This window comes from Pseudomonas sp. YY-1 (assembly GCF_002843095.1).
In the GTDB taxonomy this organism is placed as follows: domain Bacteria; phylum Pseudomonadota; class Gammaproteobacteria; order Pseudomonadales; family Pseudomonadaceae; genus Aquipseudomonas; species Aquipseudomonas sediminis_A.
In genome coordinates, this window is record NZ_PJLX01000001.1 from 486,062 (window position 1) to 508,061 (window position 22,000).

A 22,000-nucleotide genomic window follows, 5' to 3' on the forward strand; every position below is an offset into this window, starting at 1 on the left:
GCGACCTCAGGGTCGCCTTTTTCATTGCTCGCTGCTTTAACGGCGCGCCAGGTGAAACACCGCTTCCTCCACCGCCTCGAGCTGATTCTCGACAAACCGCGGGTTACCGCTCAGCACATCCTTGCGCTCCAGCTCATGCGGCACCCAACCTGGCGTGAAGCACTGCTCGACCTCGGCGTCCTCGACCGAGAACGGTGGGCCATCCATGCGTTGCTGGTCGTATACCAGGGTCACCAGCAGGCCCTGACAGGCTGGCGGCAGAATCGCCTGCAGGTGAGCGGCGTAGCGCTCACGCATCTCTGGCGGCAACGCGATCAGCGCCGCGCGGTCATAGAACGCCTGGCACTCGGCAACGTCGTCACGGCTCAGGGCGAAAAAGTCGCCGCAGAGAATACGTAGCTTGCCGGCCTGGTAGACCTTGAACGCGCCGTGCCGAGTGACCTGCGGCTGCACATCACGTTCGGCGAAAAAATCCTCCACGGCGCGCTCGGCCAGTTCGACACCAATCACGGTGTGACCCTGTTCCGCCAGCCAGGCCAGGTCCAGGCTCTTGCCACACAGCGGCACCAGCACCGCCGCCTGTTCGGTGAGCCCGAGCCGAGCCCAGTGTCGACGCAGATAACCGTTGACCTTCTCCTGATGAAAGCCGATTTGGCTGCGCGCCCAACGCTCCTGCCAGAACGCCTCGTGCATGAGTGAAACCTCCACAAATTCGATAGGAATGCTCAACTATTTATGCTGGAAGTCGATAGGTCCAGCAACGAAGATGGCGACATCCTACTTCAGGAGCTGATCGTCATGCTGCCCTCACTGTTCATATCCCACGGTTCGCCCATGCTGGCCCTGGACCCAGGTGCCAGCGGCCCCGCACTGGCCAGGCTGGCCGCCGAGCTGCCCAGGCCCAAGGCGATCGTGGTGGTGTCGGCGCACTGGGAAAGCGAGCAACTGCTGCTGACGGCGGACGAGCATCCGCAGACCTGGCACGATTTCGGCGGCTTTCCGGCTCCCTTGTACGCCGTGCGGTATCCTGCTCCCGGTGCACCAGAACTGGCCAAGGAGATCGCAGAGCAATTGAATCACGCGGGCCTGCCGGCAGCGCTCGATGCCCGGCGCCCATTCGATCATGGCGCCTGGGTTCCGTTGTCGCTGATGTATCCGCAAGCCGATATCCCCGTGGTGCAGCTTTCGCTACCCAGCCGCCTTGGCCCCGAGCAGCAGACGCGTGTGGGTCGTGCACTGAGCAGCCTGCGTGAACAAGGCATATTACTTATCGGCTCCGGCAGCATCACCCACAACCTCGGCGAGCTCGATTGGCACGCCGGCCCCGACGTCATCACGCCCTGGGCCAAGGAGTTTCGCGACTGGGTGGTGGAAAAGCTCGAAGCGAACGACGAAGAGGCCTTGCACCGCTACCGCCGACAGGCACCCAACGCCGTACGTAACCATCCCAGCGAAGAACATCTGCTGCCGCTGTTCTTCGCTCGTGGCGCAGGCGAAGCCTTTTCCGTGATTCACGCAGGCTTCACCTACGGCGCATTGGGTATGGATATCTATCGCTTCGACTAGCCGCTGCTTCTCACGCTGTCCCAGGCGATCTGCGCCAGCAGCTCACGGCATTCACCCAGCTCGCTCTGGGTGCGGCCGGCCAGCCAGTTGCGCGCCAGGTCATGCGTCGGGCCTATCACCACCGAGGCAAAACAGTCATCCGGCAGCGCCTTGAACAGCCCCTGCAGGCGGTACTCGGCGAGCGCCGTGAGAATCTGCGCGAAATGCTGACGATTGGCTTCGCGCAGGGCTTCGCCCATCTCCCCCGCTTCGACCCGACTGCGGCTGTGCAGGATGAAGCGCGCCCAATCCGGATTGGCCACCACCCAGTCGATGTAGCTGGTCACCAGCAACTTGACGCAGGCCTCGGCGCTGGTCGTGCTGGCAAATCCGCGCTGCAGCAGGTCGGCGTACTGCGCGGTACCGGCCATATAGAGCGCGGCGATGATCCGCTCCTTGTTACCGAAGTGGTGATACAGACTGCCGATGCTCGCGCCAGAGCGGTCCCGAATCATCTCGATGGTGGTGACATCGACGCCGTGCTCGGTAAAGCACGCCAGTGCAGCCTGCAGAATCTCATCTTTGCGTGATGGACGAGCCATGCCGCTCCTTATGACTAGAATATTTTTCTAGAATAACTTTCTAATCTTCGTATACTGCTCCGGCGCGCGCTCATCTTCAATCGCAAACACGCAGGAGAAAGCCATGAGTCAGATGTTGCAGATGTTCCAGCAAGCCGGTGCTGCCCAGTTCAGCACGATGATCGGTCAGGTCGCCCCCTACTTCGCCAGCATCGCCCCGCAAATGGTCGAGCTGCGTCCAGGCTATGCCGAGGTCCGCTTCGCCAAACGCCGCGAAGTGCTGAATCATATAGGTACGGTGCACGCGATCGCGCTGTGCAATGCTGCCGAGCTTGCCGCCGGCAGCATGACCGACGCCTCCATTCCCGCCGGTTGCCGCTGGATTCCCAAGGGCATGACAGTGGAATACCTGGCAAAGGCCGATGGCGACATCCGCACGGTAGCCGATGGCAGCGAGGTGGACTGGGGGCAGACCGGAGACGTCAAGGTGCCAGTAATGGCCTACGTCGGTGAAAAGCCGGTGTTTCGCGCCGAGATCACCATGTACGTCAGCCAGGCCTGAAATGCAGAGGCCCGTCATCGACGGGCCTCGCTCAGACATTCAGTCGAGTCGCACCAGAATACGGCCGACCATGCCGCCAGTCAGGATCCGCTCGATGGACGCCGGCAACTCCGCCAGGCCAATTTCCTGGCACAGCGGCGAGAGATCGAGCTTCCACTGCAGCGAGAGCTTGTCCCACATCGATGCCTTGACCACCAGTGGCAGCTCCACCGAATCCACCCCCAGCAGGTTGACCCCGCGCAAGATGAACGGCAGGACGCTGGCCTGGAAGCCGACGCCAGCGGTCAGTCCGCAGCAGGCCACGCTGCCGCTGTGGCGCAGCGACTTGACCACATTGAACAGAATGTCGCCACCCACGGTATCGACCGCGCCCGCCCAGCGCTCCTTGAGCATCGGTCGCTCGCTGCCTTGCTGCAGCTCCTCGCGACTGACGATCTCGTCGGCGCCCAGACCACGCAGAAAATCCGCCTGCTCGGCCTTACCGGTAGCCGCGGCTACGCGATAACCAAGCTGCTTGAGCAACACGACCGCAATACTGCCAACACCACCGGTAGCACCAGTGACCAGCACCGTACCGGACTCCGGAGTGACGCCAGCTTGCTCCAGCTTGTCCACGCACAGCGCGGCGGTCAGGCCGGCGGTGCCGAGCACCATCGCCTCGCGCAGCAGCAGGCCCTGCGGGCGTTTGATCGCCCACGCGGCCGGTACACGAATGTACTGACCGAAGCCGCCGGCCGTGTTCATGCCCAGGTCGTAGCCGGTGACGATCACCTCGTCGCCCACGGCGAATTCGGCAACGCTGGAGGCCTCGACCACACCCGCCGCGTCGATACCGGGCGTGTGCGGATAGGCCTTGGTCACACCACGATTGCCGCTGGCGGACAGCGCGTCCTTGTAGTTGAGCGAGGAGTAGCGCACGCGGATCAACAACTCGCCCTGCGGCAACTGCTCGACGTTGCGCTGGACTATGTCACGCTGGAAACCGCCATCGGCACCTTCGCTGACCAGCAAGGCCTTGAACTCGGTCATCACCCTCTCCTCTTGTCGTGGTTCGCGGCTGCGCGACGCGAGTCGGCCGTGCAGCCCATCATGAACGAAGCGTTACCAGAAGCGTTGCTGATTGAGCCGGCTCAACCAGGTCAGGACGAAGCGATCTGCCGCCATGCTGGCCGCCAGCCCGACACGCTCCTGCAGACTCTTCTTCTGAGCGAAATGCAGATGGAACAGTTCAGCCTCCACAGCGCGCTCGGCCAGGTACTGGTCGCTGGTCTTCAGTTCATCCACCAGCAGGCGCTCCTGCGCGGCCATACCCAGCCAGACTTCACCGGTGGCGATGGCGTCGATATCCAGCTGCGGGCGATAACGACCGACAAATCCTTTGAACAGCTCGTGAGTGGTTTCCAGGTCTTCCTGGAACTTCTCCCGGCCCTTTTCGGTGTTCTCACCGAATACGGTCAGCGTGCGCTTGTATTCGCCGGCCGTCAGCACCTCGAAATCGATTTCGTGCTTCTTCAGCAGACGATGCACGTTAGGCAACTGCGCCACCACACCGATGGAGCCGAGGATGGCAAAAGGTGCACTGAGAATCTTCTGGCCGATGCAGGCCATCATGTAACCGCCGCTGGCCGCTACCTTGTCCACGCACACGGTCAGCGGGATACCCGCATCGCGGATACGCACCAGTTGCGACGAAGCCAGGCCGTAGCTATGCACCATGCCGCCACCACTTTCCAGGCGCAGCACCACTTCGTCCTCGGCCTTGGCCATGGACAACAGCGCCGTCACTTCGTGGCGCAGGTTGTCGGTGGCTGACGCCTTGATATCGCCATCGAAATCCAGCACGAACACCCGCGGTTTGCTGGGCGGCGCTTTCTTTTCCTGTTTGGCCGCCTTGGCCTGCGCCTTGCGCGTGGCCTTGAGCTGATCCTTGGACAGCACGCTGTGCTCCAGGCGCTCGCGCAGATCCTTGTAGAAATCATTGAGCTTCTGCACCTGCAACTGACCACTGCCGCGCCGCCCTTTGCCGCGCGTGGCGGCGATCGCCACCAGCACCACGACGATGGCGACCACCAGGGTCAGGGTTTTAGCCAGAAAGCTGGCGTACTCGCTAAGAAACTCCACGGATCCCCCTCGGACAATGCAGCGGCGCCTGAGCGCACAAAGGCCCAAGCATACCGGCGCAGCGACTCGCCGGCCAAGCGCGGCAGCACTGCACAATGGACATACAAGCAATTCAAACAAGCGTATGTTTTTTCGTTGACAGCCCCCGAGCTTCCTCATACCCTCGCCAAACATTCAACGTGCCGGGACCAATACGGACGTGGGCAGCATCTATCTGATTCGACATGGCCAGGCCTCATTCGGTGCAGACGACTACGATGTCCTGTCTCCCGTCGGCGTGCGCCAGGCCGAAGTGCTGGGCAAGCACTTGGAACAACTCGGCATCAGTCTTGATCGTTGCATCAGTGGCAGCCTACGCCGCCAGCAACACACTGCCAACGCCGCCCTGGAGCACATGAGCAGGGCACCGGCGCTGGATATCGACGAAGCCTTCAACGAATTCGATGCCGATGCGGTGATTCGCACGCTGCTGCCGGATCTGCTCCCGGAAGAACCCGAAGCCCTGCATATCCTGCGTAACGGTGCACAGAACCGCGCCGAGTTCCAGCGTCTGTTCGCCAAGCTGATCGGCCGCTGGATTTCCGGGGAGCATGACAAGCCAGGCCTGCAAAGCTGGCAGGCCTATGTCGAACAGGTCGAAGGCGGTCTGCAGCGCATCCTCGAACAGGCCACCAGCAAACAGAATATCGCCGTGTTCACCTCCGGCGGCACCATCACCGCCCTGCTCCGCCTGATTACCGGCGTCCCGGCGGCAAAGGCCTTCGAACTGAATTGGCAAATCGTCAATACCTCGCTCAGCCAGCTGAAATTCCGCGGCAGCGAGGTAAGTCTGGCTTCCTTCAACAGCCATGTGCATTTACAGCTGCTGAAGGCGCCGGAGCTCATCACCTACCGATGAGCTCCAGCCCACTGCGGCCGTGAGGCTGCGCGAAAAAACCGAAAAAGGATAAGACCATGAGTGTTGCTGACATCGCCCAAACCATGCAGTCCAAGTTCAACGCCAGCGCCGCTGCAGGCCTGGATCTGGTATTCCAATTCAACATCGAAGATGGCGAGAACTACGCGCTGATCGTAAAAGACGGCACCTGCGCCCTCGAGCAAGGCGACAATCCGAACGCCAACGTGACCCTGATCATGGACAGCGAAACCCTCAAGGGCATCGTCAGCGGCGAAACCGACGGCATGCAGGCCTTCATGGCCGGCAAGCTGCGCGCCGAAGGCGACATGATGCTGGCCATGAAGCTGGGCGAACTGTTCCCGGTCTGATCGGCGAGCTAAGCGCAAACACGAAAACCGGAGTCCTGGCACTCCGGTTTTTTTTGCCCGTGATTTGCGGTCAAGGCGACAAATCGAAATGACTGATCAGGCAGTTTGATCGAGGTGCAACACGCCCGCCTATAACGGCGCGTATTGCTTGTGGCAGCCTGAGTGCAGCATTAGATTAGCCAATTATCTAGGGCACCCATCATAAGCAGAAGGGATAAGCATGGCGCTCACCGACCAATCCACCCGCATCCGCACTGGCGAAGAACTCGACGCCGACGTCATCGACGCTTATCTGAAAGCCAATATTCCGGGCCTGAGCGGCACAGCCAAGATCAGCCAGTTCCCCGGCGGCGCTTCGAACCTGACCTACCTGATCGAATACCCGCAGCAGGAATTCGTCCTACGCCGCCCGCCGTTCGGCCACAAGGCCAAGTCGGCCCACGACATGGGCCGTGAGTACCGCATTCTCAACCAGCTCAACGCTGGCTTCCCTTACTGCCCCAAGGCTTACGTGCACTGCACCGACGAGTCGGTGATCGGCGCCGAGTTCTATGTAATGGAGCGGGTCAAGGGCATCATCCTGCGTTCGGAGATGCCGGCCGAGCTGAACTTCAGCGCTGAGCAGACCAGCACGCTGTGCAAGAGCTTCATCGACAAGCTGGTCGAGCTGCATAACGTCGATTACAACGCCTGCGGCCTGGGTGATCTGGGCAAGCCCGAGGGTTATGTCGGCCGTCAGATCAAGGGCTGGAGCGAGCGCTACGAGAAAGCCCTGACTCCGGACGCACCGACCTGGGAGCCGGTCAAGGCCTGGTTGAATGACAAGATGCCGGCCGATCACCACAAGCCGGGCATCGTGCACAACGACTACCGCTTCGACAACGTGATCCTCGACCCGAACAACCCGATGCAGATCATCGGTGTGCTCGACTGGGAGATGACCACCATCGGTGACCCGCTGATGGACCTGGGTAACACCCTGGCCTACTGGATCGAGGCCGGCGACCCGGCGCCAGTGCAACTGATGCGCCGCCAGCCGAGCAACGCGCCGGGCATGCTCACGCGCCAGCAGTTCGTCGACTACTACGCCGAAAAAGCCGGCATCGAGATCAAGAGCTTCGACTTCTACTACACCTACGGCCTGTTCCGCCTGGCCGGCATCGTGCAGCAGATCTACTACCGCTTCTATCACGGCCAGACCCAGGACAAGCGCTTCGCCCAGTTCATTCAGATGAACAAGCTGCTGGAGCAGATGTGCCTGCAGGTCATCGGCAAATCCACTCTCTAACCCCGGGGTAATCACAATGTCCAAGACCCAACTGTTCGACCTCGACGGCAAGATCGCCTTCGTCTCCGGCGCCAGCCGCGGCATCGGCGAGGCCATCGCCAAGCTGCTGGCCCAGCAAGGCGCCCACGTGATCGTCTCCAGCCGCAAGATCGACGGCTGCCAGGCCGTGGCCGATGCCATTACCGCAGAAGGCGGCAAAGCCACTGCCATCGCCTGTCACATCGGCGAGATGGAACAGATCACCAACGTCTTCGCGCAGATCAAGGAACAGTTCGGCCGTCTCGACATCCTGGTCAACAACGCCGCGACCAACCCGCAGTTCTGCAACGTGCTGGACACCGACCTCTCCGCCTTCCAGAAGACCGTGGACGTGAACATTCGCGGCTACTACTTCATGTCCATCGAAGGCGGCAAGCTGATGAAGGAAAACGGCGGCGGCTCGATCATCAACGTCGCCTCGATCAATGGCGTCTCCCCCGGCGAGTTCCAGGGCATCTACTCGGTGACCAAGGCTGCGGTAATCAGCATGACCAAGGTCTTCGCCAAGGAATGCGCGCAGTTCGGCATTCGCTGCAACGCCCTGCTGCCCGGCCTGACCGACACCAAGTTCGCTTCGGCATTGACCAAGAACGACGCCATCCTCAAGCACGCCCTGCAACGTATCCCGCTCAAACGCGTGGCCGACCCGAGCGAAATGGCCGGCACTGTGCTGTACCTGGCCAGTGACGCCTCCAGCTACACCACCGGCGTGGCGCTGAACGTGGACGGCGGCTTCCTTTCCTGAGGTCGACGGTATAAACGACAAAGGCACCTTGCAGGTGCCTTTTTTGTAGTGCGCGCCGTGCGCATCGCAGATGGTTTCGGTCTATCGGTGCGCACGGCGCACCCTACTTCCGCCACACTCTGCTGCCGCTTACCAATCCTTCAACGCGGCTTCGGCTGCCGGGTTCATCGGTTCGGCCAGCAGACCAGTCGGCGTAAGGCTGACGCTATAGACGGCATCGGCAGCAATCGGTAGATAGGTCACTCGCAGCGCCTGCGGGTCGAACAGCAGCAGATCACGCTGACTCAGCCGCAGCCAGCGCCACAGGTCCACGCCATAGGGGCTTTCGGCCAACTGCACGCGACCGTGTTGCGCCAGCGCCTGCTGCTCGATGGCCAGAAAACGTCCCGACAGGCGCTCCAGGCGATAGCCCGGCTCAAGGCCAATCAGCTCGGCCAGACCTTTCCAGCGAATCAGTCGGCCATCGAGCTGCCACATGTCGCCCTCCAAGGTAACCGTGCGCTCGCGCCCACCTTCGAGCAGCGTCACCTGATAGCGCTGCGGGCCGTCGGCCTTGAAGCTCAGCGTCACCAAGGGCTTGCCCGGCTGCAACGGCTCATAGGCATACAGATCGTAAGCCACCAGGCCCACCAGCCCGGCCAACGCGAGAAATGCCAGACCACAGGTGCCACGCAACCAACCGAGGAACCAGCCCGTATTGAGCAGGATGCGCAGTGCCACCAGCAGCGCCAATATGGCCAACAGCGCCACGGCCCAGGCCAACCCGTCGTATTGCATCGATTGCGTTCCTTCTATGGCGAAATCCCGGCATTATGCGCAGCTCTCTCCACGACGAACAGCCAGCAGGCTGCGCATTCGCCCACAAGTCGACACTTTAAATATGCCCTTCGCTCTCGAGCTCGCCATCGACCCCAGCACACTGGCCATTCTCGCCTTGGTCGCCTTCATCGCTGGTTTTATCGACGCCATTGCCGGTGGCGGCGGTCTGCTGACCATCCCCGCCCTGCTCACCACCGGCCTGCCGCCGCACCTGGTGCTCGGCACCAGCAAACTGTGCGCGACCTTCGGCTCGGCAACTGCCAGCTACACCTTCTACCGGCGCAAGCTGTTCAGCCCGGGCAAATGGAAGAACGCAATGGCCGGCACAGCCATGGGTGCGATTGGCGGAGCAGTGTTAGTGCACTGGATGCCGGCCGAGTGGATCAACAAGATGCTGCCGCTGGTGGTATTCGCCTGCGGCCTGTACCTGCTCTTCGGCAAGACGCCCGAGGCGCCGCTGGACGCCGACCTACCCATCGCCAGCCGCCGGCAATGGCCCCAGAGCATCAGCCTGGGCTTCTACGATGGCGTAGCCGGCCCGGGAACCGGTGCGTTCTGGACGGTCAGCACGCTGCTCATGTACCCGCTCGATCTGGTGCGCGCCAGCGGCGTGGCACGCTCGATGAACTTCATCAGCAACGCCTGCGCCCTGGCGGTGTTCATCATCGCCGGACAGGTGGCCTGGGTGCTGGGGCTGTGCATGGGTTTTTCGCTGATGGCCGGCGCCTTTCTCGGCGCGCGCACGGCGATTGGCGGCGGTTCGAAATTCATCCGCCCGGTATTCATCGCCGTGGTTCTAGCGCTTACTGCCCGCCTGGTCTGGCAGCACTGGGTCGGTTAACTCCGCCAGGACATCGCATCGTGCAGGAGCAGCTTCAGCCGCGAAATGGTCGGTGAAATTCGCGGCTGAAGCCGCTCCTACATGAGGAGTGCTAAGTCGGTAGCGTCGGCTCGGGCAGACCGAGGCGGCGTGCGACATAGAGGTCGATCAGATGGCGAGCGATGGAGCGCGACGCCGGCAACGGCGGCAAGTCATCAACGCGAAACCAGCGCGCATCCTCGATTTCGTCTTCCTGCATGACGATATCGCCACCGGCATATTCGGCATGGAAGCCGAACATCAGCGAATGCGGAAACGGCCAGCCCTGGCTGCCGATGTACTGCAGATTCTTCACCTCGAGACCGACTTCCTCGCGCACCTCGCGTGCCACGCAATGCTCCACCGACTCGCCTGGTTCGACAAAGCCTGCCAGGGTGCTGTAGACCCCTGACACGAAACGCGGCGAGCGCGCCAGAAGGACCTCGTCGCCCCGGCTGACCAGCACGATCATGCTCGGTGAGATACGCGGATAGTGCTGCGATTCGCAGCTGTCGCAACGCATCGCCCGCTCACCAGGAAGCTGACGAGTCTGCGCACCACAGCTACCGCAATAACGGTGTTCGGCATACCAGGTGCCAATCTGCGCGGCGTAGGCCAGCATGCGGAAGGTTTCTGCTTCGCCCTGCAGCATGAACTGACGCAGGCTCTGCCAGGCGCAGCCCTCCAGCGTCGCCGAGGGTTTGAGTTGCAGCAGGTAAACGGCGTCGTCACCGAAATGACCGATACCCTGCTCGCCAAGAATCGGCAGGTCCTGGCGCTTGACCCAGTCACGCGGAAATAGCACACCATTGCTGTCGGCGAGAAAATGCTGCTGGCTGTAGAGCAGCGCCCAGCCGCCTGGCTGAGCAGGATCGAGAAAGGTGTTGCGCCAGACCATCAGGCCGCCACCGGCATACCCAGCGCCTTGACGCTTTCCTCAGCCAGATCGAGCACGCTGGGACGGGTTTCTGGACGCATCACTGCGCCGGCTTCCAGGTAATACTCGAGGCTGCTCAGCGCATCAGCCAGGGTTTCCAGCATCTGTTCCGACGGCATTTGCGCGGACTCGAGCATGCGCGCCTGGATATAGTCGGCGCAGGCACCGACCAGCATCGCGGCGCGACGCTGGTCGAGGAACCACAAGCCACCACGCACGGCCTGCAAGCTGAACGGCACGTTGGACAGGTGCATCTTGTCGCCAGCCGACTCCAGGTACGCGGTGATCGCGCGCTTGGCCAGAGCCAAACCGGCTTGGGCCTCGTCGACCACCACGATACGGGCTTCGTTGAGTTGATGAGTGGCGAAAGAGTCGGCCTCATTACCCGGCTCGACAGCAGCCGGCCTGAGATCGCGACCCTCGCCACGCTCCAGGCTGGCCACCATACCTTCGACATAGAGCACGGCATCAGCCAGCTTGTGCAGTTGCTCCGCCTGCGGCGGCGTATCTTCACTCCAGGCGGCAACCTGCGGCAGCTGAGCGCCGAGCGAGTTGCCGGCAGAATTCAAACCGACCATGCCCAGGGTCTTGGCCAATTTGCCCAGCAACGCATGCAGGGTGCCCAGGGTTTCACCTTGCAAGGTGCCACGCTCGAGCAGGTCGAGCATGTCCTTGACGCTGGCCAATTCTTCGCGAATCGCGGTGGACAACGAACGCATCACCGCCTGCCCCGGCCCGGCCAGGCGCTGGTATTCCTCTTCCAGCAAATGGTCGGTGAACGGCAACGGCGTGAGGCCGAACACTTCGCGCATGGCGCTGGCGTGTGGGCCATGGCTGTCGGCGAGCGCGACCAGGTACAGCAACTCTTTCAGCAAGCTGCGCGGCGCTTCGTACTGTGGATTGCCGAGCATCAGTTTGAGCTCGCGATCAACCCGCGAGAACAGCTGTTTGCGCGATTTGCGTGGCAGCAGTTGACCGTCGCACTGGGCCTCGATGGCGGCGGCACCAATCCAGCACATGCGCCCACGCGGCTCGTTGGCGAACAGGCTGTCCAAACGCGCCATGGCACGCACCATCAGCTTGAGGCTGGCCTGCGGATTCTGCTCACGGATAAAACCGAGCAATCCGACCTGATACATGTGCCGCAGGCGCTTGCCCTCGCTCAGCTTGGCCGCGCCATCGAGTGGCTGGGTAGCCGTGTGCGGACGGGCATGATCGAGGCGAACGCTGAAGAAGAAACTTTCCGGCAGCGGCTGCTGCGCACCGGCCTGACGCAAATCGTTGATCGCCGGCAGCAACAGTTCAGGCATTTCCTGGCGATGAGCGTCGACGTTTTCCAGATAACGGCGCAGTACATGCAGAGCATTGCTCAGCGCCGAGAGCTGCGCGTCGCGTTCCTCACCAGCGCCAGCGGGAATGTCAGTGGCCTGATCCAGCACTTCCTGGGCCAGCAGCTCGGCGCCGGCCAGTTCGATCAGGTTGAGCGTACCGCGAACCTGGTGCAGGCTTTCCACCGCTTGCTGCAACAGACTGCCGTTGTGCCGCTCGGCGATGAAATGCTCCAGACTCTGCTCGGCCTCTTCCATGGTGACGAACAGCTCGTCGCGCACCAGATTCAGGGATGTGGCTCCACTTACCATGCTCTAGGCCTCGCAGCGAACATCAGCGAATACGGCATCAGTCGGCGAACTCCGGCTTCTGCTTGGTCATGTGCGCCGCCATGGCCAGGCGCAGGTCTTCCGATTGCAGCATGGCGGCGTTCCAGGTGGCGATGTATTCAAGGCCATCGTCGACCCGGTGATCGCGCATATAGCGAATCATTTCCTTGGTGCCACGCACGGCAATCGGCGACTTGGCGGCAATTTGCGCGGCGATCTCCATCACCCCGGCCAGCAGCGCCTCCTGATTTTCGTAGGTGCGATTGACCAGGCCGATACGGGCAGCTTCAGTGCCGTCGATGTTGCGTCCGGTGAAGGCCAGCTCGCGCATCATGCCGTCGCCGATGATGCGCGGTAGACGCTGCAGGGTGCCGACATCGGCAGCCATGCCCATGTCGATTTCCTTGATCGAGAACTGTGCATCGAGCGTGGAATAACGCATGTCGCAAGCGCTGATCAGGTCGATGGCGCCGCCGATGCAATAGCCCTGAATGGCAGCCAGCACTGGCTTGCGGCAATTGTCGACGGCGTTGAAGGAGGCTTGCAGCTCGAGAATCTTGCGGCGTAGTGCCGTGGCATTGCGACCAACGTCTTTGCCCAGCTGGGCACCGACCGAAGCCAGCAGCATCAGGTCGATGCCTGAAGAAAAGTGTTTGCCAGCACCGGAGAGCACCACGACACGGACCGCGTCGTTGTCATCGACCCACTGGAAGATCTCGATGATCTCGCGCCAGAAGTCGGCATTCATTGCGTTGATCTTGTCCGGACGGTTGATCTGCACATGGGCGATCTTGTCCGCCAGCTCGACGCGGAAGGCTTTGTAGTCGGACATGGCAGGCATCCTCAGCCGCGGCTCTGCAGCACAGCAGTAATTTTGTGATTAATAACCGAGCAACTATAACAAGCGCGCCATAAAAGTCGATGCTTGCCACTGTGACGCAGGGCACGCCCCGGACGTTAACAACCGCTTTTAATGTCAGAGATAAGAGATTGATCTGTCGAGGATCTTGCTCTCTGACAGAACTACGTCAGGTTTACTCCACCAGGCAATCCACGCAGTACTCACCCGCGTCGGTTTGCAAACCGTGCACATCGATATCGAACCCAGGGAAGGCCTGATCGAAAGTCCGTGCGAAGGCCAGATAGTCGAGAATCGAGCGCGTGGCCGCTGTGAAGCGCTCGCCTGGCATGATCAACGGAATACCCGGCGGGTAAGGCACCAGCATCACTGCAGCGATACGCCCCTGCAACTGATCGATGGGTACCGCCTCGACCTCGCCGCGCACCAGGCGGTCGTAGGCATCGGCCGGTTTGATCGCCAGTTCAGGCAACGCCGTGTACATGCTTTTCAGTGCCTTGGCCGTGGCGTTTTCGCGGTAGCAGCCATGCAGCGCGTCGCATAGGTCACGCAGACCCATACCCTGATAGCGCCCGCCACCCGCATGGGCGATGGAGGGCAGCACGTCGATCAGCGGCAAATTGGCGTCATAGCTGCGTTTGAACTCCAGCAGCTCGGTCAGCAGCGTGCTCCACTTGCCCTTGGTGATGCCCATGGAGAACAGCACCAGGAAGGAGTACAGGCCGGTTTTCTCCACCACCAGGCCACGCTCCCAGAGAAACTTGCTGACCACCGCGGCGGGAATGCCCTGCGGCTCCAGCTTGCCGGCCGCATTGAGGCCGGGCATCACCAGCGTGACCTTGATCGGATCGAGCAGCACATAGTCATCGGCCACTTCACCGAAGCCATGCCAGTCAGCGTCCGGTTGCAACACCCAGTCAGAGGTGGTCAGGCTGTCGGCGCCATCGGCCGCCCCCGGCTGCCAGATACTGAACCACCAGTCCTCGGCGCTCAGGTTGCGCCGCACGTTGGCCAGCGCGCGGCGGAAGCTCAGCGCCTCGTCGAAGGTTTCCTGAATCAGCGAGCGCCCTGCCGGCCCTTCCATCATCGCCGAGGCTACATCCAGCGAGGCGATGATGCCGTACTGCGGCGACGTGGAGATGTGCATCATGAAGGCTTCGTTGAAACGGTCGCGGTCCAGCTGGCGCTGCCCGCCGTCCTGCACGTGGATCATCGAGGCCTGGCTGAAGGCTGCCAGCAGCTTGTGCGTCGAATGGGTGGTGAACACCAATGGCGAGCGCTCGCCGTACTGGGTGCCCATGCCATAGCGGCCAGCATAGAACTCGTGAAAAGCGGCGTAGGCGTACCAGGCTTCGTCGAAGTGCAGCACCTCGACCGAGTCACCCAGCGCCTGCTTGACCATTTCAGCGTTGTAGCAGAGCCCGTCATAGGTGGAGTTGGTCACCACCGCCAGCTTGACCTTGGGCGCACGACCGCGCGCCAGCGGGCTGGCGTCGATCTTGGCCTGGATCGATTCCTTGCTGAACTCGGAGAGCGGAATCGGCCCGATGATCCCCAGTTCATTGCGCTCGGGGCAGAGATACAGCGGGATCGCGCCGGTCATGATGATCGAGTGCAGGATCGACTTGTGGCAGTTGCGATCCACCAGCACCAGGTCATCGCGCCCGACCATGGAATGCCAGACGATCTTGTTCGCCGTCGAAGTGCCGTTGATCACGAAGAAGGTGTGGTCGGCACCGAAGTTACGCGCCGCACGCGCCTCGGCCTCGGCCAGCGGGCCAGTGTGGTCGAGCAGCGAGCCCAACTCCGGCACCGACACCGACAAATCCGAACGCAGTGTGTTTTCACCGAAGAACTGGTGGAAGGCCTGCCCCACCGGACTCTTGCGATAGGCTACGCCACCGCCATGACCGGGTGTGTGCCAGGAATAGTTGGACTGCGCGGTGTGCTGCACCAGCGCCTTGAAGAACGGCGGCAGCAGGCCATCGAGGTAGTTGTGCGCCGCACGCGCCACCTGCCGCGCCAGAAAGGACACGGTGTCTTCGTAGAGATAGAGGATGCCACGCAGGTGATTGAGATCGGCCATGGCCTCGGCCGGCGCATTCTCGATGGTGACCTGCTCGCCCAGAGCGAAGATCGGCAACTGCGGCGCCCGCACCCGCGCCACGCGGATCAGCTCGACCATGTCCTGCAGCAGGCGGCTGTTTTCCCCCGCCCCCTCGGCCGCCACCAGGATGCAGGCCAGCCCGTGGTGGGTGGACGCGACAATGCGCCCCTCAGCGGCGCTCGCCGTGGGCAGAATACTGAAACCGTCCTGGGTAAGCTCCTGAGCGATGGCGCGCACACGATCACCGGCCACGGTGTCGGCCTTGATGTCGCGATGCACGATTAGGACGGGAAACTTGAGATCTTTATACATTGTGACGTCCTGAAGGCTGGCAGGCTTGCCCTGCCCATCGCCTCAGGTTAGAGGCTCCCCCTGATCGGCGGAACCCCCTGTGCATCACGCTATAAGAAAAGGTCGCAATTGCGCTGTTCGGTTATTCCGGCGCTTTTTCCAACTGCGCCCACAGCGACGGGCCGCCTGCGGATTTTTCGATCACGGCCAGACGCGCCATATGCGCCGCGAGCTCGTCGTCGCTGGCGCGAATGACGCGAGTACGTGGGCGCGACGCGTCAAGGCGACGAATCGGCGTGGCCTGCTGACGCCCGCTGCCATCACCATCGGAACCTTCACCGGCCAGTGACAGATTGGTCTGCCCGCCAGTCATCGCCAGATAGACGTCGGCGAGAATCTCCGAGTCGAGCAAGGCGCCGTGTAGTTCGCGGTTGGAGTTGTCGACGCCGTAACGCTTGCACAGCGCATCGAGGCTGTTGCGCTGCCCCGGATGACGCTCGCGCGCCATCATCAGGGTATCGAGCACCGAGCAGTAATCACTGACGTCGGCGCGCTCGCTTTGCCCCAACAAGGCAAATTCGTTGTTGATGAAACCAACGTCGAACGCGGCGTTATGGATGATCAGTTGCGCGCCCTTGATGAATTCATAGAACTCATCAGCGACTTCCTTGAAGCGCGGCTTGTCGGCCACGTACTCGTTGGTGATGCCGTGAACCGCGATGGCGCCTTCGTCGATTTCGCGATCAGGGTTGAGATAGACGTGGAAATGCCGCCCAGTCAGGCGCCGCCCCAGCAACTCGACACAACCGATCTCGATGATGCGGTGCCCGTCGGTGACCGGCATACCCGTGGTTTCGGTATCCAGTACTACGTAGCGTCTGACGGTGTTATCGGTTGTCACGCCTTGCTTCTCCCATCTATTGCGGTTACCGCACATTCAAGCGCGGTATCTTAACTCAGGTGCTGCATCACCGCTCAGCGCGCCGCACGCACGTCATCGACGCCGCGATTGGCCAACTGGTCGGCACGCTCGTTGCCAGGGTGACCCGTATGCCCGCGCACCCACTGCCAGCTCACTTGATGGCGATTCACTTCCTCATCCAGTTTCTGCCAGAGATCGGCGTTTTTCACCGGCTCTTTCGCGGCAGTCTTCCAGCCTCGCTTCTTCCAGTTCGGCAGCCATTCCTGAATACCTTTCATCACGTACTGCGAGTCGGTCACCAGCTTCACCGAGCAAGGCCGGGTCAGTGCGATCAGGCCGGCAATCGCCGCCATCAGCTCCATGCGATTGTTGGTGGTATTGGGGTCTCCACCCCAGAGCTCCTTCTCCACACCTTTGTACACCAGCAGCGCGCCCCAACCTCCGGGACCTGGGTTGCCCTTGCAGGCGCCGTCGGTGTAAATCACCACATCATGGGTTTCAGACATTCATCAGCTCTGTACAGAATTGTTTGGCCGCAGCCTGGCCGGCAGCAAATTGCCGCAATCAGTTGTCGAGATCACGTCGGCTGACCTTCGCCACTGGCATCGGCAGCAACTTGCCCATCGGCTCGCGGCGCGACTGTCGCAAGGGGCGCAAACCAACCACCAGTTTGCGTGCCACCAACAGGTAACAACCGGCGCCCGGCAACTGCCAGGCATCGCCCCAGCGCTCCATTCGCCGCAGGCGCATTTGCCAGGCCAGCGAAGCGAGCGGCGGACGATAGCACCCGAACCGCCGTTTCTCCAACGCAAAGCCCAGCAAACTCAGCCAGTCGCCAACACGGCTCGGGGCGATACAACGCGCCTTGGCAAAACCGTCCCGGGCAAACAGGCGACGCACGCCCCAGGCGCTCCAGGGGTGAATACCCAAAATCAACAGGTGCCCGCCAGGCCTGACGCTGCGCGCCGCCTCACGCAACAGGCCATGGGGTGACAGGCTGAAATCCAGGCCATGCTGCAGCACCACCACGTCGGCAGCGTGCTCGCCCAGTGGCCAGGACTGCTCTTCGCAGACGATCTGCACGCCTGGCATCGGCGCGCCAAGACGCACGTTGTGCTGGATCTGCCCCGCTTTCGGCGGACCCTCGGCGCCAGGGCCGTAGCTCACCAGATAACCACCGAAAAAGCGCGCCAGCTCCTCTTCCAGCAAACGCCGCTCTTCCTCCAGCAACAGTTGGCCGAGGGGCCCGGCAAGCCAGTCGCGCGCCTCGCCGATAAGCTTGAGCCACTCAGGGTCGGCCTGGGCGAATGCCTCATCAGTCATCGCTGCCTCCGCATGACAGGTTCTGCATGTCGTGTCTAAGATGCACCTTTATCACCAGCTTAGCGACCCGCAATGATTCAGATCGACGCGCTGCCCGCCTTCAATGACAACTATATCTGGCTGCTGCAGGACGCCAGCAGCAAGCGCTGCGCTGTGGTCGATCCCGGCGACGCGGCACCGGTCATGGCCTGGCTGGAGGCCCGTCCTGACTGGATGCTCAGCGACATCCTAATCACCCACCACCACTTCGATCATGTCGGCGGTGTGGAAACACTGAAGAACGCCACCGGCGCACGTGTCGCCGGCCCTGCGGCGGAAAAGATCCCGGCCCGTGACCTCGATCTGAACGACGACGACGAGATCGACGTGCTCGGCCTGCGCTTTCAGGTCATGGCCGTGCCTGGCCACACGCTCGGTCATATCGCTTACTACCACGCCGGACAGGACCTGCTGTTCTGTGGTGATACCCTGTTCGCAGGCGGATGTGGCCGCCTGTTCGAAGGCACCCCGCAACAGATGCATCAGTCTCTCAGCCGCCTGGCGGCCCTGCCCGCCCGTACCCTGGTGTACTGCACCCACGAATACACCTTGAGCAACCTGCGCTTCGCCCACGCCGTCGAGCCGGACAATGCACGCTTGAACGAACGCCTGGCCGAAGTGACCCGCTGGCGCGACGAAGGCCGCATCAGCCTGCCGTCGAACATCGAACTTGAACTGGCCACCAATCCTTTCCTGCGTGTTGGCGAACCTTCGGTCCTCGCAGCGACCAACGGACGCGATGACCGGCAGTCGAACGAGCCAAGCGCCGTATTCGCTAGCCTGCGCGCCTGGAAAGACAAGTTCTAGCTGCTGAGAAAAAGGTCGACAGGCCCGCAAAAGACCAGTCCAGGACTGGTGAAAACTTGACCAGCACCGCCTCGATTCCTAGAATCGCCCGAATTTTTCGTCGGGATGAATACCTCAGCCAATGCCTTTATCATCACGCAAGCCATTGAATATAAAGGCATTGGCGCGAAGCTCTCGAGCGCTCGCAGTGATGTGTTGCATGATCCTGGCCGGTTGCCAGAGCCTGCCCAGCGACACCCCGGATCGCTCTGCCGATACCTCTCGCGCTATCGGCATGGAACGTGAGCCCGAGTGGCTCAGCAGCGAAATCAAACCCCGCGAATACACCGATATCTGGGAGCGCATGCGCGACGGTTTCAAGCTGCAGGACCAGATAGGCATCAACCCGCGCATCGAACGCGTACGCCTGTGGTACGCCAGCAATCCGAAGCACGTCGACACCGTCAGCGAACGTAGCGCCCCCTATATCCACTACATCGTCGAACGCCTGGCAGAGCGCGACATGCCGATGGAGCTGGCGCTGCTGCCAGTGATCGAAAGCGCTTACGACCCGCAAGCCTATTCTTCGGCGCACGCGGTCGGCCTCTGGCAGTTCATTCCATCTACCGGCCGTTACTACAACCTGCGCCAGACCAACTGGTACGACGGTCGCCGCGACGTCACCGCCTCGACCCAGGCCGCACTCAACTATCTCAGCCGCCTGCACGAAATGTTCAACGGCGACTGGTTACTCGCCCTGGCGGCCTACAACGCCGGCGAAGGCCGCATCAGTCGCGCCATCGAACGCAACGAGAAACTCGGCCTGCCCAGCGACTACTGGAACCTGTCGCTACCCAAGGAAACCGAGGACTACGTGCCCAAGCTACTGGCGCTGTCGCAGGTGATCCTGACGCCGGAAGCCTATAACGTGACCCTCTCGCCGATCGCCAACGAGCCCTACTTCGAACAGATCGCGATCAAACAGCACATGGATCTGGCCCGCGTCGCCAAACTGGCCGACCTGGATGAACAGGAACTGCTGCAGCTCAACCCGGCCTATAAGCGCGGCATTACTCTCGATGGCCCGCAACATCTGCTGGTACCAACCGACAAAGCCGAGATGCTCAGCGCCAACCTGGCCTTGATGAAACCGCAGGAGATGGTCGACTGGCAGAGTTACACCGTGCGCTCCGGCGATAGCCTGCACGCCATTGCCAATCGTCATCACCTTTCAGTGAACATGCTCAAGGACGTCAATCGCCTGAGCAGCAACAACCTGAGCATCGGCCAGGTACTGACCATTCCAGGCAAACCAGGCACGCAGCCGAGCGAGCCGCTGTATCAACAGCGCGACACCGCGCAGAGCGTGGCCAGCCGCACCTATCAAGTGAAGAACGGCGACAACCTTTGGCAGATCGCTCGCGCCAACCAGGTCGCCGTGCATGATCTGAAGCGCTGGAACAAGCTGCAGGGCAATGATTTGAAGGTCGGCCAGGTGCTCACCCTGGCCGCCGCCGATAGCAGCACACGTGTCGCCAGCACTGCTCGCAGTACCTCCAGCTCGCGCGACAAAGCCACCTACTACCGCGTGCAGCATGGTGATTCGCTGTATGTGATCGCCAAGCGCTTCAAGATCGACCTCAAGCGCCTGCAAGCCTGGAACCCACGCAGCAGCAGGCTGCGTCCGGGCGAAATGCTGACCCTCTACCTGCCGTGATCAGCGCTTGCTGATCGCTTCCAGACAACGCCCCGCCAATTGCGTGAAGCGCTGAAACGCCACGAACTGCTCATGTCGCAGCGCTCGCCCGGACAGTCGACTGTCGGCATATAGCACGCCGATTTCCCGCGTACCCGCGATGATCGGCGCAATGAAGAACATGCCAGCACCCAGGCTGCGCCGAATCGGCTGGGTCACCAGCTCGGCCAGGTTGTAGCTGGCGGGTACGCCCATCCAGATCGCCTCACGATGGCGTAGCGCATAACTGAAGATATGCGGCTGCTCCACCTGCTCGGCCGGCAGCACGAACTCCTCCAGCCATTGCTGCGACTTTTCACCGATCACGCGCTTGGCGCGAAAGCGGCTCTGCCCGTCGGCAAGAACCGTGAGCATCACCCGCTCCAGGCCAGCGCCCCGATGCAACCCTTTGAGCAAGGTATCGAGCACCAGCCCGACATCGGCCCTGGCATTGACCATCAGGCCGAGATCCTGCAGTGCCTGCTGCATCACTAACAGATCCGGCTGCAGCAAACGCGCACGACGCTCTTCCTGCTGCTGGCGAATCTGCTCAGGATCGGTATTGGGAATCAGCCGGCACAACTTGCTGGCACCGAAGGTCGAGGCGACCTTCACCGCCTCATCCGCACTGGCCAGCACCTGCTGCAGGGTTTCCTCGGGAGTCAGCTCGATAAACGCTGCCACCTTGCCCAGCACGCCCTCCATCTCTGCACAATCCCAGCCACCTAGCGCCACCTCGCTAATCCGCACGCCCAACTGTACGGCGTAAGCGGCCGGATCATGCTGGCTGGCGCCTGCCTGGGCGAGGATGGCGGTTTCGCTCAGGTTCCAGCTTTTCAGCAACGCCTGGGTAAGTTGGCGAAAGCTGGTGCCGAGCACCTCACGCACCGCCTCATCGACATCGACACCAGGGCGTTCAAGGGCATCGGCCAGTTCGTCAGCCTGCGCCCCACCACAACCCCAGAACGCCAACTCGCCCAGGTGATGGAGCAGTGCGGCGATGAATACCTCTTCGGCGTGCCCGGAAATGACATAGCCAGCCAGGTTGCGCGCCTGCACCGCGGCATGGAAAGAACGCGCGAGTAATGTCTGCAACTGCTCTCGCGGCGCACGGGTGAGCAGCCCGTCAATCAGGCTCACAGAAAGGCTGATCAGGCGCACATTGTCGAAGCCGATCAGGACAATGGCTCGCGAGATGGTCTTGATGGTTTCCTGGGACGGGTTGTAGTAGACGCTGTTACCGACCCGCAGCACCTTGCTGGTCAGCGCCGCGTCACGCAGCAACACATCGGCCAACTGCTGCACCGAAGCAGAATCCTGCTGCGCAAGGCGTTGCAGATCCTGCACGACGGCAGCCAGCGCGGGCAGTTCGGCTTGGTTCAGGCGATCGATCCATGACTGCAAACCATGGCTTCGTTCCGACAAATTCGTACCCTCATGGCGTGTCCCTGAAGTGTATGTCATCGCGTGGTAACCGCCCGCCCACCGCTGCACTCTTTTTCCTGTCCATACAAGCTG

General features: G+C 61.8%; 22 protein-coding genes. 9 read left to right on the forward strand and 13 right to left on the reverse strand.

The annotated features are described in order from the left end of the window. Positions 1–36: 36 nt before the first annotated feature. Positions 37–693, reverse strand: coding sequence for a thiopurine S-methyltransferase (locus CXP40_RS02290; RefSeq protein ID WP_106732406.1), 657 nt, complete (start codon positions 691–693; stop codon positions 37–39). Between the two features lie 105 nt (positions 694–798). Here CXP40_RS02290 and CXP40_RS02295 point away from each other — a divergent pair, with 105 nt between their 5' ends. Further along, a complete protein-coding gene (locus tag CXP40_RS02295) occupies positions 799–1,566 on the forward strand; it encodes a class III extradiol ring-cleavage dioxygenase (RefSeq protein WP_106732492.1) in 768 nt (255 codons plus the stop codon). Here the strand turns inward: CXP40_RS02295 and CXP40_RS02300 are convergent. Further along, positions 1,563–2,147, reverse strand: a complete 585-nt coding sequence (locus CXP40_RS02300; RefSeq protein WP_106732407.1) for a TetR/AcrR family transcriptional regulator — start codon at positions 2,145–2,147, stop codon at positions 1,563–1,565. The two genes, CXP40_RS02295 and CXP40_RS02300, sit on opposite strands and share 4 nt — an antisense overlap. A 103-nt stretch (positions 2,148–2,250) precedes the next feature. Between CXP40_RS02300 and CXP40_RS02305 the strand changes: the two genes are divergently transcribed. Beyond that, positions 2,251–2,688, forward strand: a complete 438-nt coding sequence (locus CXP40_RS02305) for a hotdog fold domain-containing protein (RefSeq protein WP_106732408.1) — start codon at positions 2,251–2,253, stop codon at positions 2,686–2,688. A 39-nt stretch (positions 2,689–2,727) separates the two neighbouring features. Here the strand turns inward: CXP40_RS02305 and CXP40_RS02310 are convergent, their stop codons facing one another. Both CXP40_RS02310 and sohB read right to left on the reverse strand, forming a co-directional pair. Continuing rightward, positions 2,728–3,717: a YhdH/YhfP family quinone oxidoreductase gene (locus tag CXP40_RS02310; protein ID WP_106732409.1), complete on the reverse strand. Its 990-nt coding sequence runs from the start codon at positions 3,715–3,717 to the stop codon at positions 2,728–2,730. Positions 3,718–3,789: 72 nt separating this feature from the next. Beyond that, the gene (gene sohB, locus CXP40_RS02315) at positions 3,790–4,809 is read right to left on the reverse strand and encodes a protease SohB (RefSeq protein ID WP_106732410.1); all 1,020 of its coding nucleotides are present in this window, start codon (positions 4,807–4,809) and stop codon (positions 3,790–3,792) included. A 199-nt stretch (positions 4,810–5,008) separates the two neighbouring features. On the opposite strand from sohB, the gene CXP40_RS02320 reads away from it, so the two are divergent. The 4 genes from CXP40_RS02320 to CXP40_RS02335 all read left to right on the forward strand — a co-directional run bounded on the left by CXP40_RS02320 (position 5,009) and on the right by CXP40_RS02335 (position 8,147). Next, complete coding sequence (locus CXP40_RS02320) at positions 5,009–5,707, forward strand: histidine phosphatase family protein (protein WP_059392442.1); 699 nt, start codon at positions 5,009–5,011, stop codon at positions 5,705–5,707. Positions 5,708–5,763: 56 nt separating this feature from the next. Further along, on the forward strand, positions 5,764–6,075 hold the full coding sequence (locus CXP40_RS02325) for an SCP2 sterol-binding domain-containing protein (protein WP_003459932.1): 312 nt from the start codon (positions 5,764–5,766) through the stop codon (positions 6,073–6,075). Positions 6,076–6,295: 220 nt separating this feature from the next. Next, the gene (locus tag CXP40_RS02330; RefSeq protein WP_106732411.1) at positions 6,296–7,363 is read left to right on the forward strand and encodes a phosphotransferase family protein; all 1,068 of its coding nucleotides are present in this window, start codon (positions 6,296–6,298) and stop codon (positions 7,361–7,363) included. 16 nt (positions 7,364–7,379) lie between these two features. Beyond that, positions 7,380–8,147: an SDR family oxidoreductase gene (locus tag CXP40_RS02335; protein ID WP_099524409.1), complete on the forward strand. Its 768-nt coding sequence runs from the start codon at positions 7,380–7,382 to the stop codon at positions 8,145–8,147. Between the two features lie 129 nt (positions 8,148–8,276). Here CXP40_RS02335 and CXP40_RS02340 read toward each other — a convergent pair whose 3' ends face one another. Then, on the reverse strand, positions 8,277–8,924 hold the full coding sequence (locus tag CXP40_RS02340) for a hypothetical protein (protein ID WP_106732412.1): 648 nt from the start codon (positions 8,922–8,924) through the stop codon (positions 8,277–8,279). A gap of 103 nt (positions 8,925–9,027) precedes the next feature. Between CXP40_RS02340 and CXP40_RS02345 the strand changes: the two genes are divergently transcribed. Beyond that, the gene (locus tag CXP40_RS02345; protein WP_106732413.1) at positions 9,028–9,807 is read left to right on the forward strand and encodes a TSUP family transporter; all 780 of its coding nucleotides are present in this window, start codon (positions 9,028–9,030) and stop codon (positions 9,805–9,807) included. Between the two features lie 91 nt (positions 9,808–9,898). Here CXP40_RS02345 and nudC read toward each other — a convergent pair whose 3' ends face one another. The 7 genes from nudC to CXP40_RS02380 form a co-directional block, all read right to left on the reverse strand. Beyond that, entirely contained in the window at positions 9,899–10,723 is an 825-nt protein-coding gene (nudC, locus tag CXP40_RS02350; protein ID WP_106732414.1) for an NAD(+) diphosphatase, read from the reverse strand. Continuing rightward, positions 10,723–12,402, reverse strand: a complete 1,680-nt coding sequence (locus CXP40_RS02355) for a ferrous iron transporter B (RefSeq protein WP_106732415.1) — start codon at positions 12,400–12,402, stop codon at positions 10,723–10,725. The genes nudC and CXP40_RS02355 overlap by 1 nt, the downstream gene beginning before the upstream one ends. A 37-nt stretch (positions 12,403–12,439) precedes the next feature. Then, positions 12,440–13,252, reverse strand: a complete 813-nt coding sequence (locus tag CXP40_RS02360) for a crotonase/enoyl-CoA hydratase family protein (protein WP_106732416.1) — start codon at positions 13,250–13,252, stop codon at positions 12,440–12,442. Between the two features lie 202 nt (positions 13,253–13,454). Continuing rightward, positions 13,455–15,698, reverse strand: a complete 2,244-nt coding sequence (locus tag CXP40_RS02365) for an Orn/Lys/Arg decarboxylase N-terminal domain-containing protein (protein WP_106732417.1) — start codon at positions 15,696–15,698, stop codon at positions 13,455–13,457. Positions 15,699–15,819: 121 nt separating this feature from the next. After that, positions 15,820–16,578, reverse strand: a complete 759-nt coding sequence (gene dnaQ / locus CXP40_RS02370; RefSeq protein WP_106732418.1) for a DNA polymerase III subunit epsilon — start codon at positions 16,576–16,578, stop codon at positions 15,820–15,822. Between the two features lie 74 nt (positions 16,579–16,652). Beyond that, the gene (gene rnhA, locus CXP40_RS02375) at positions 16,653–17,105 is read right to left on the reverse strand and encodes a ribonuclease HI (RefSeq protein WP_106732419.1); all 453 of its coding nucleotides are present in this window, start codon (positions 17,103–17,105) and stop codon (positions 16,653–16,655) included. Between the two features lie 58 nt (positions 17,106–17,163). Continuing rightward, on the reverse strand, positions 17,164–17,922 hold the full coding sequence (locus tag CXP40_RS02380) for a class I SAM-dependent methyltransferase (RefSeq protein ID WP_106732420.1): 759 nt from the start codon (positions 17,920–17,922) through the stop codon (positions 17,164–17,166). Between the two features lie 72 nt (positions 17,923–17,994). Here CXP40_RS02380 and gloB point away from each other — a divergent pair, with 72 nt between their 5' ends. After that, positions 17,995–18,768 carry a hydroxyacylglutathione hydrolase gene (gene gloB, locus CXP40_RS02385; RefSeq protein ID WP_106732421.1) on the forward strand — a complete coding sequence of 258 codons (774 nt, stop codon included), beginning with the start codon at positions 17,995–17,997 and terminating at the stop codon, positions 18,766–18,768. 121 nt (positions 18,769–18,889) lie between these two features. Continuing rightward, the gene (locus tag CXP40_RS02390; protein ID WP_106732422.1) at positions 18,890–20,464 is read left to right on the forward strand and encodes a LysM peptidoglycan-binding domain-containing protein; all 1,575 of its coding nucleotides are present in this window, start codon (positions 18,890–18,892) and stop codon (positions 20,462–20,464) included. On the opposite strand, the gene CXP40_RS02395 is transcribed toward CXP40_RS02390, so the two are convergent. Further along, positions 20,465–21,907, reverse strand: coding sequence for an HDOD domain-containing protein (locus tag CXP40_RS02395; protein WP_177429611.1), 1,443 nt, complete (start codon positions 21,905–21,907; stop codon positions 20,465–20,467). Between the last annotated feature and the right edge of the window lie 93 nt (positions 21,908–22,000).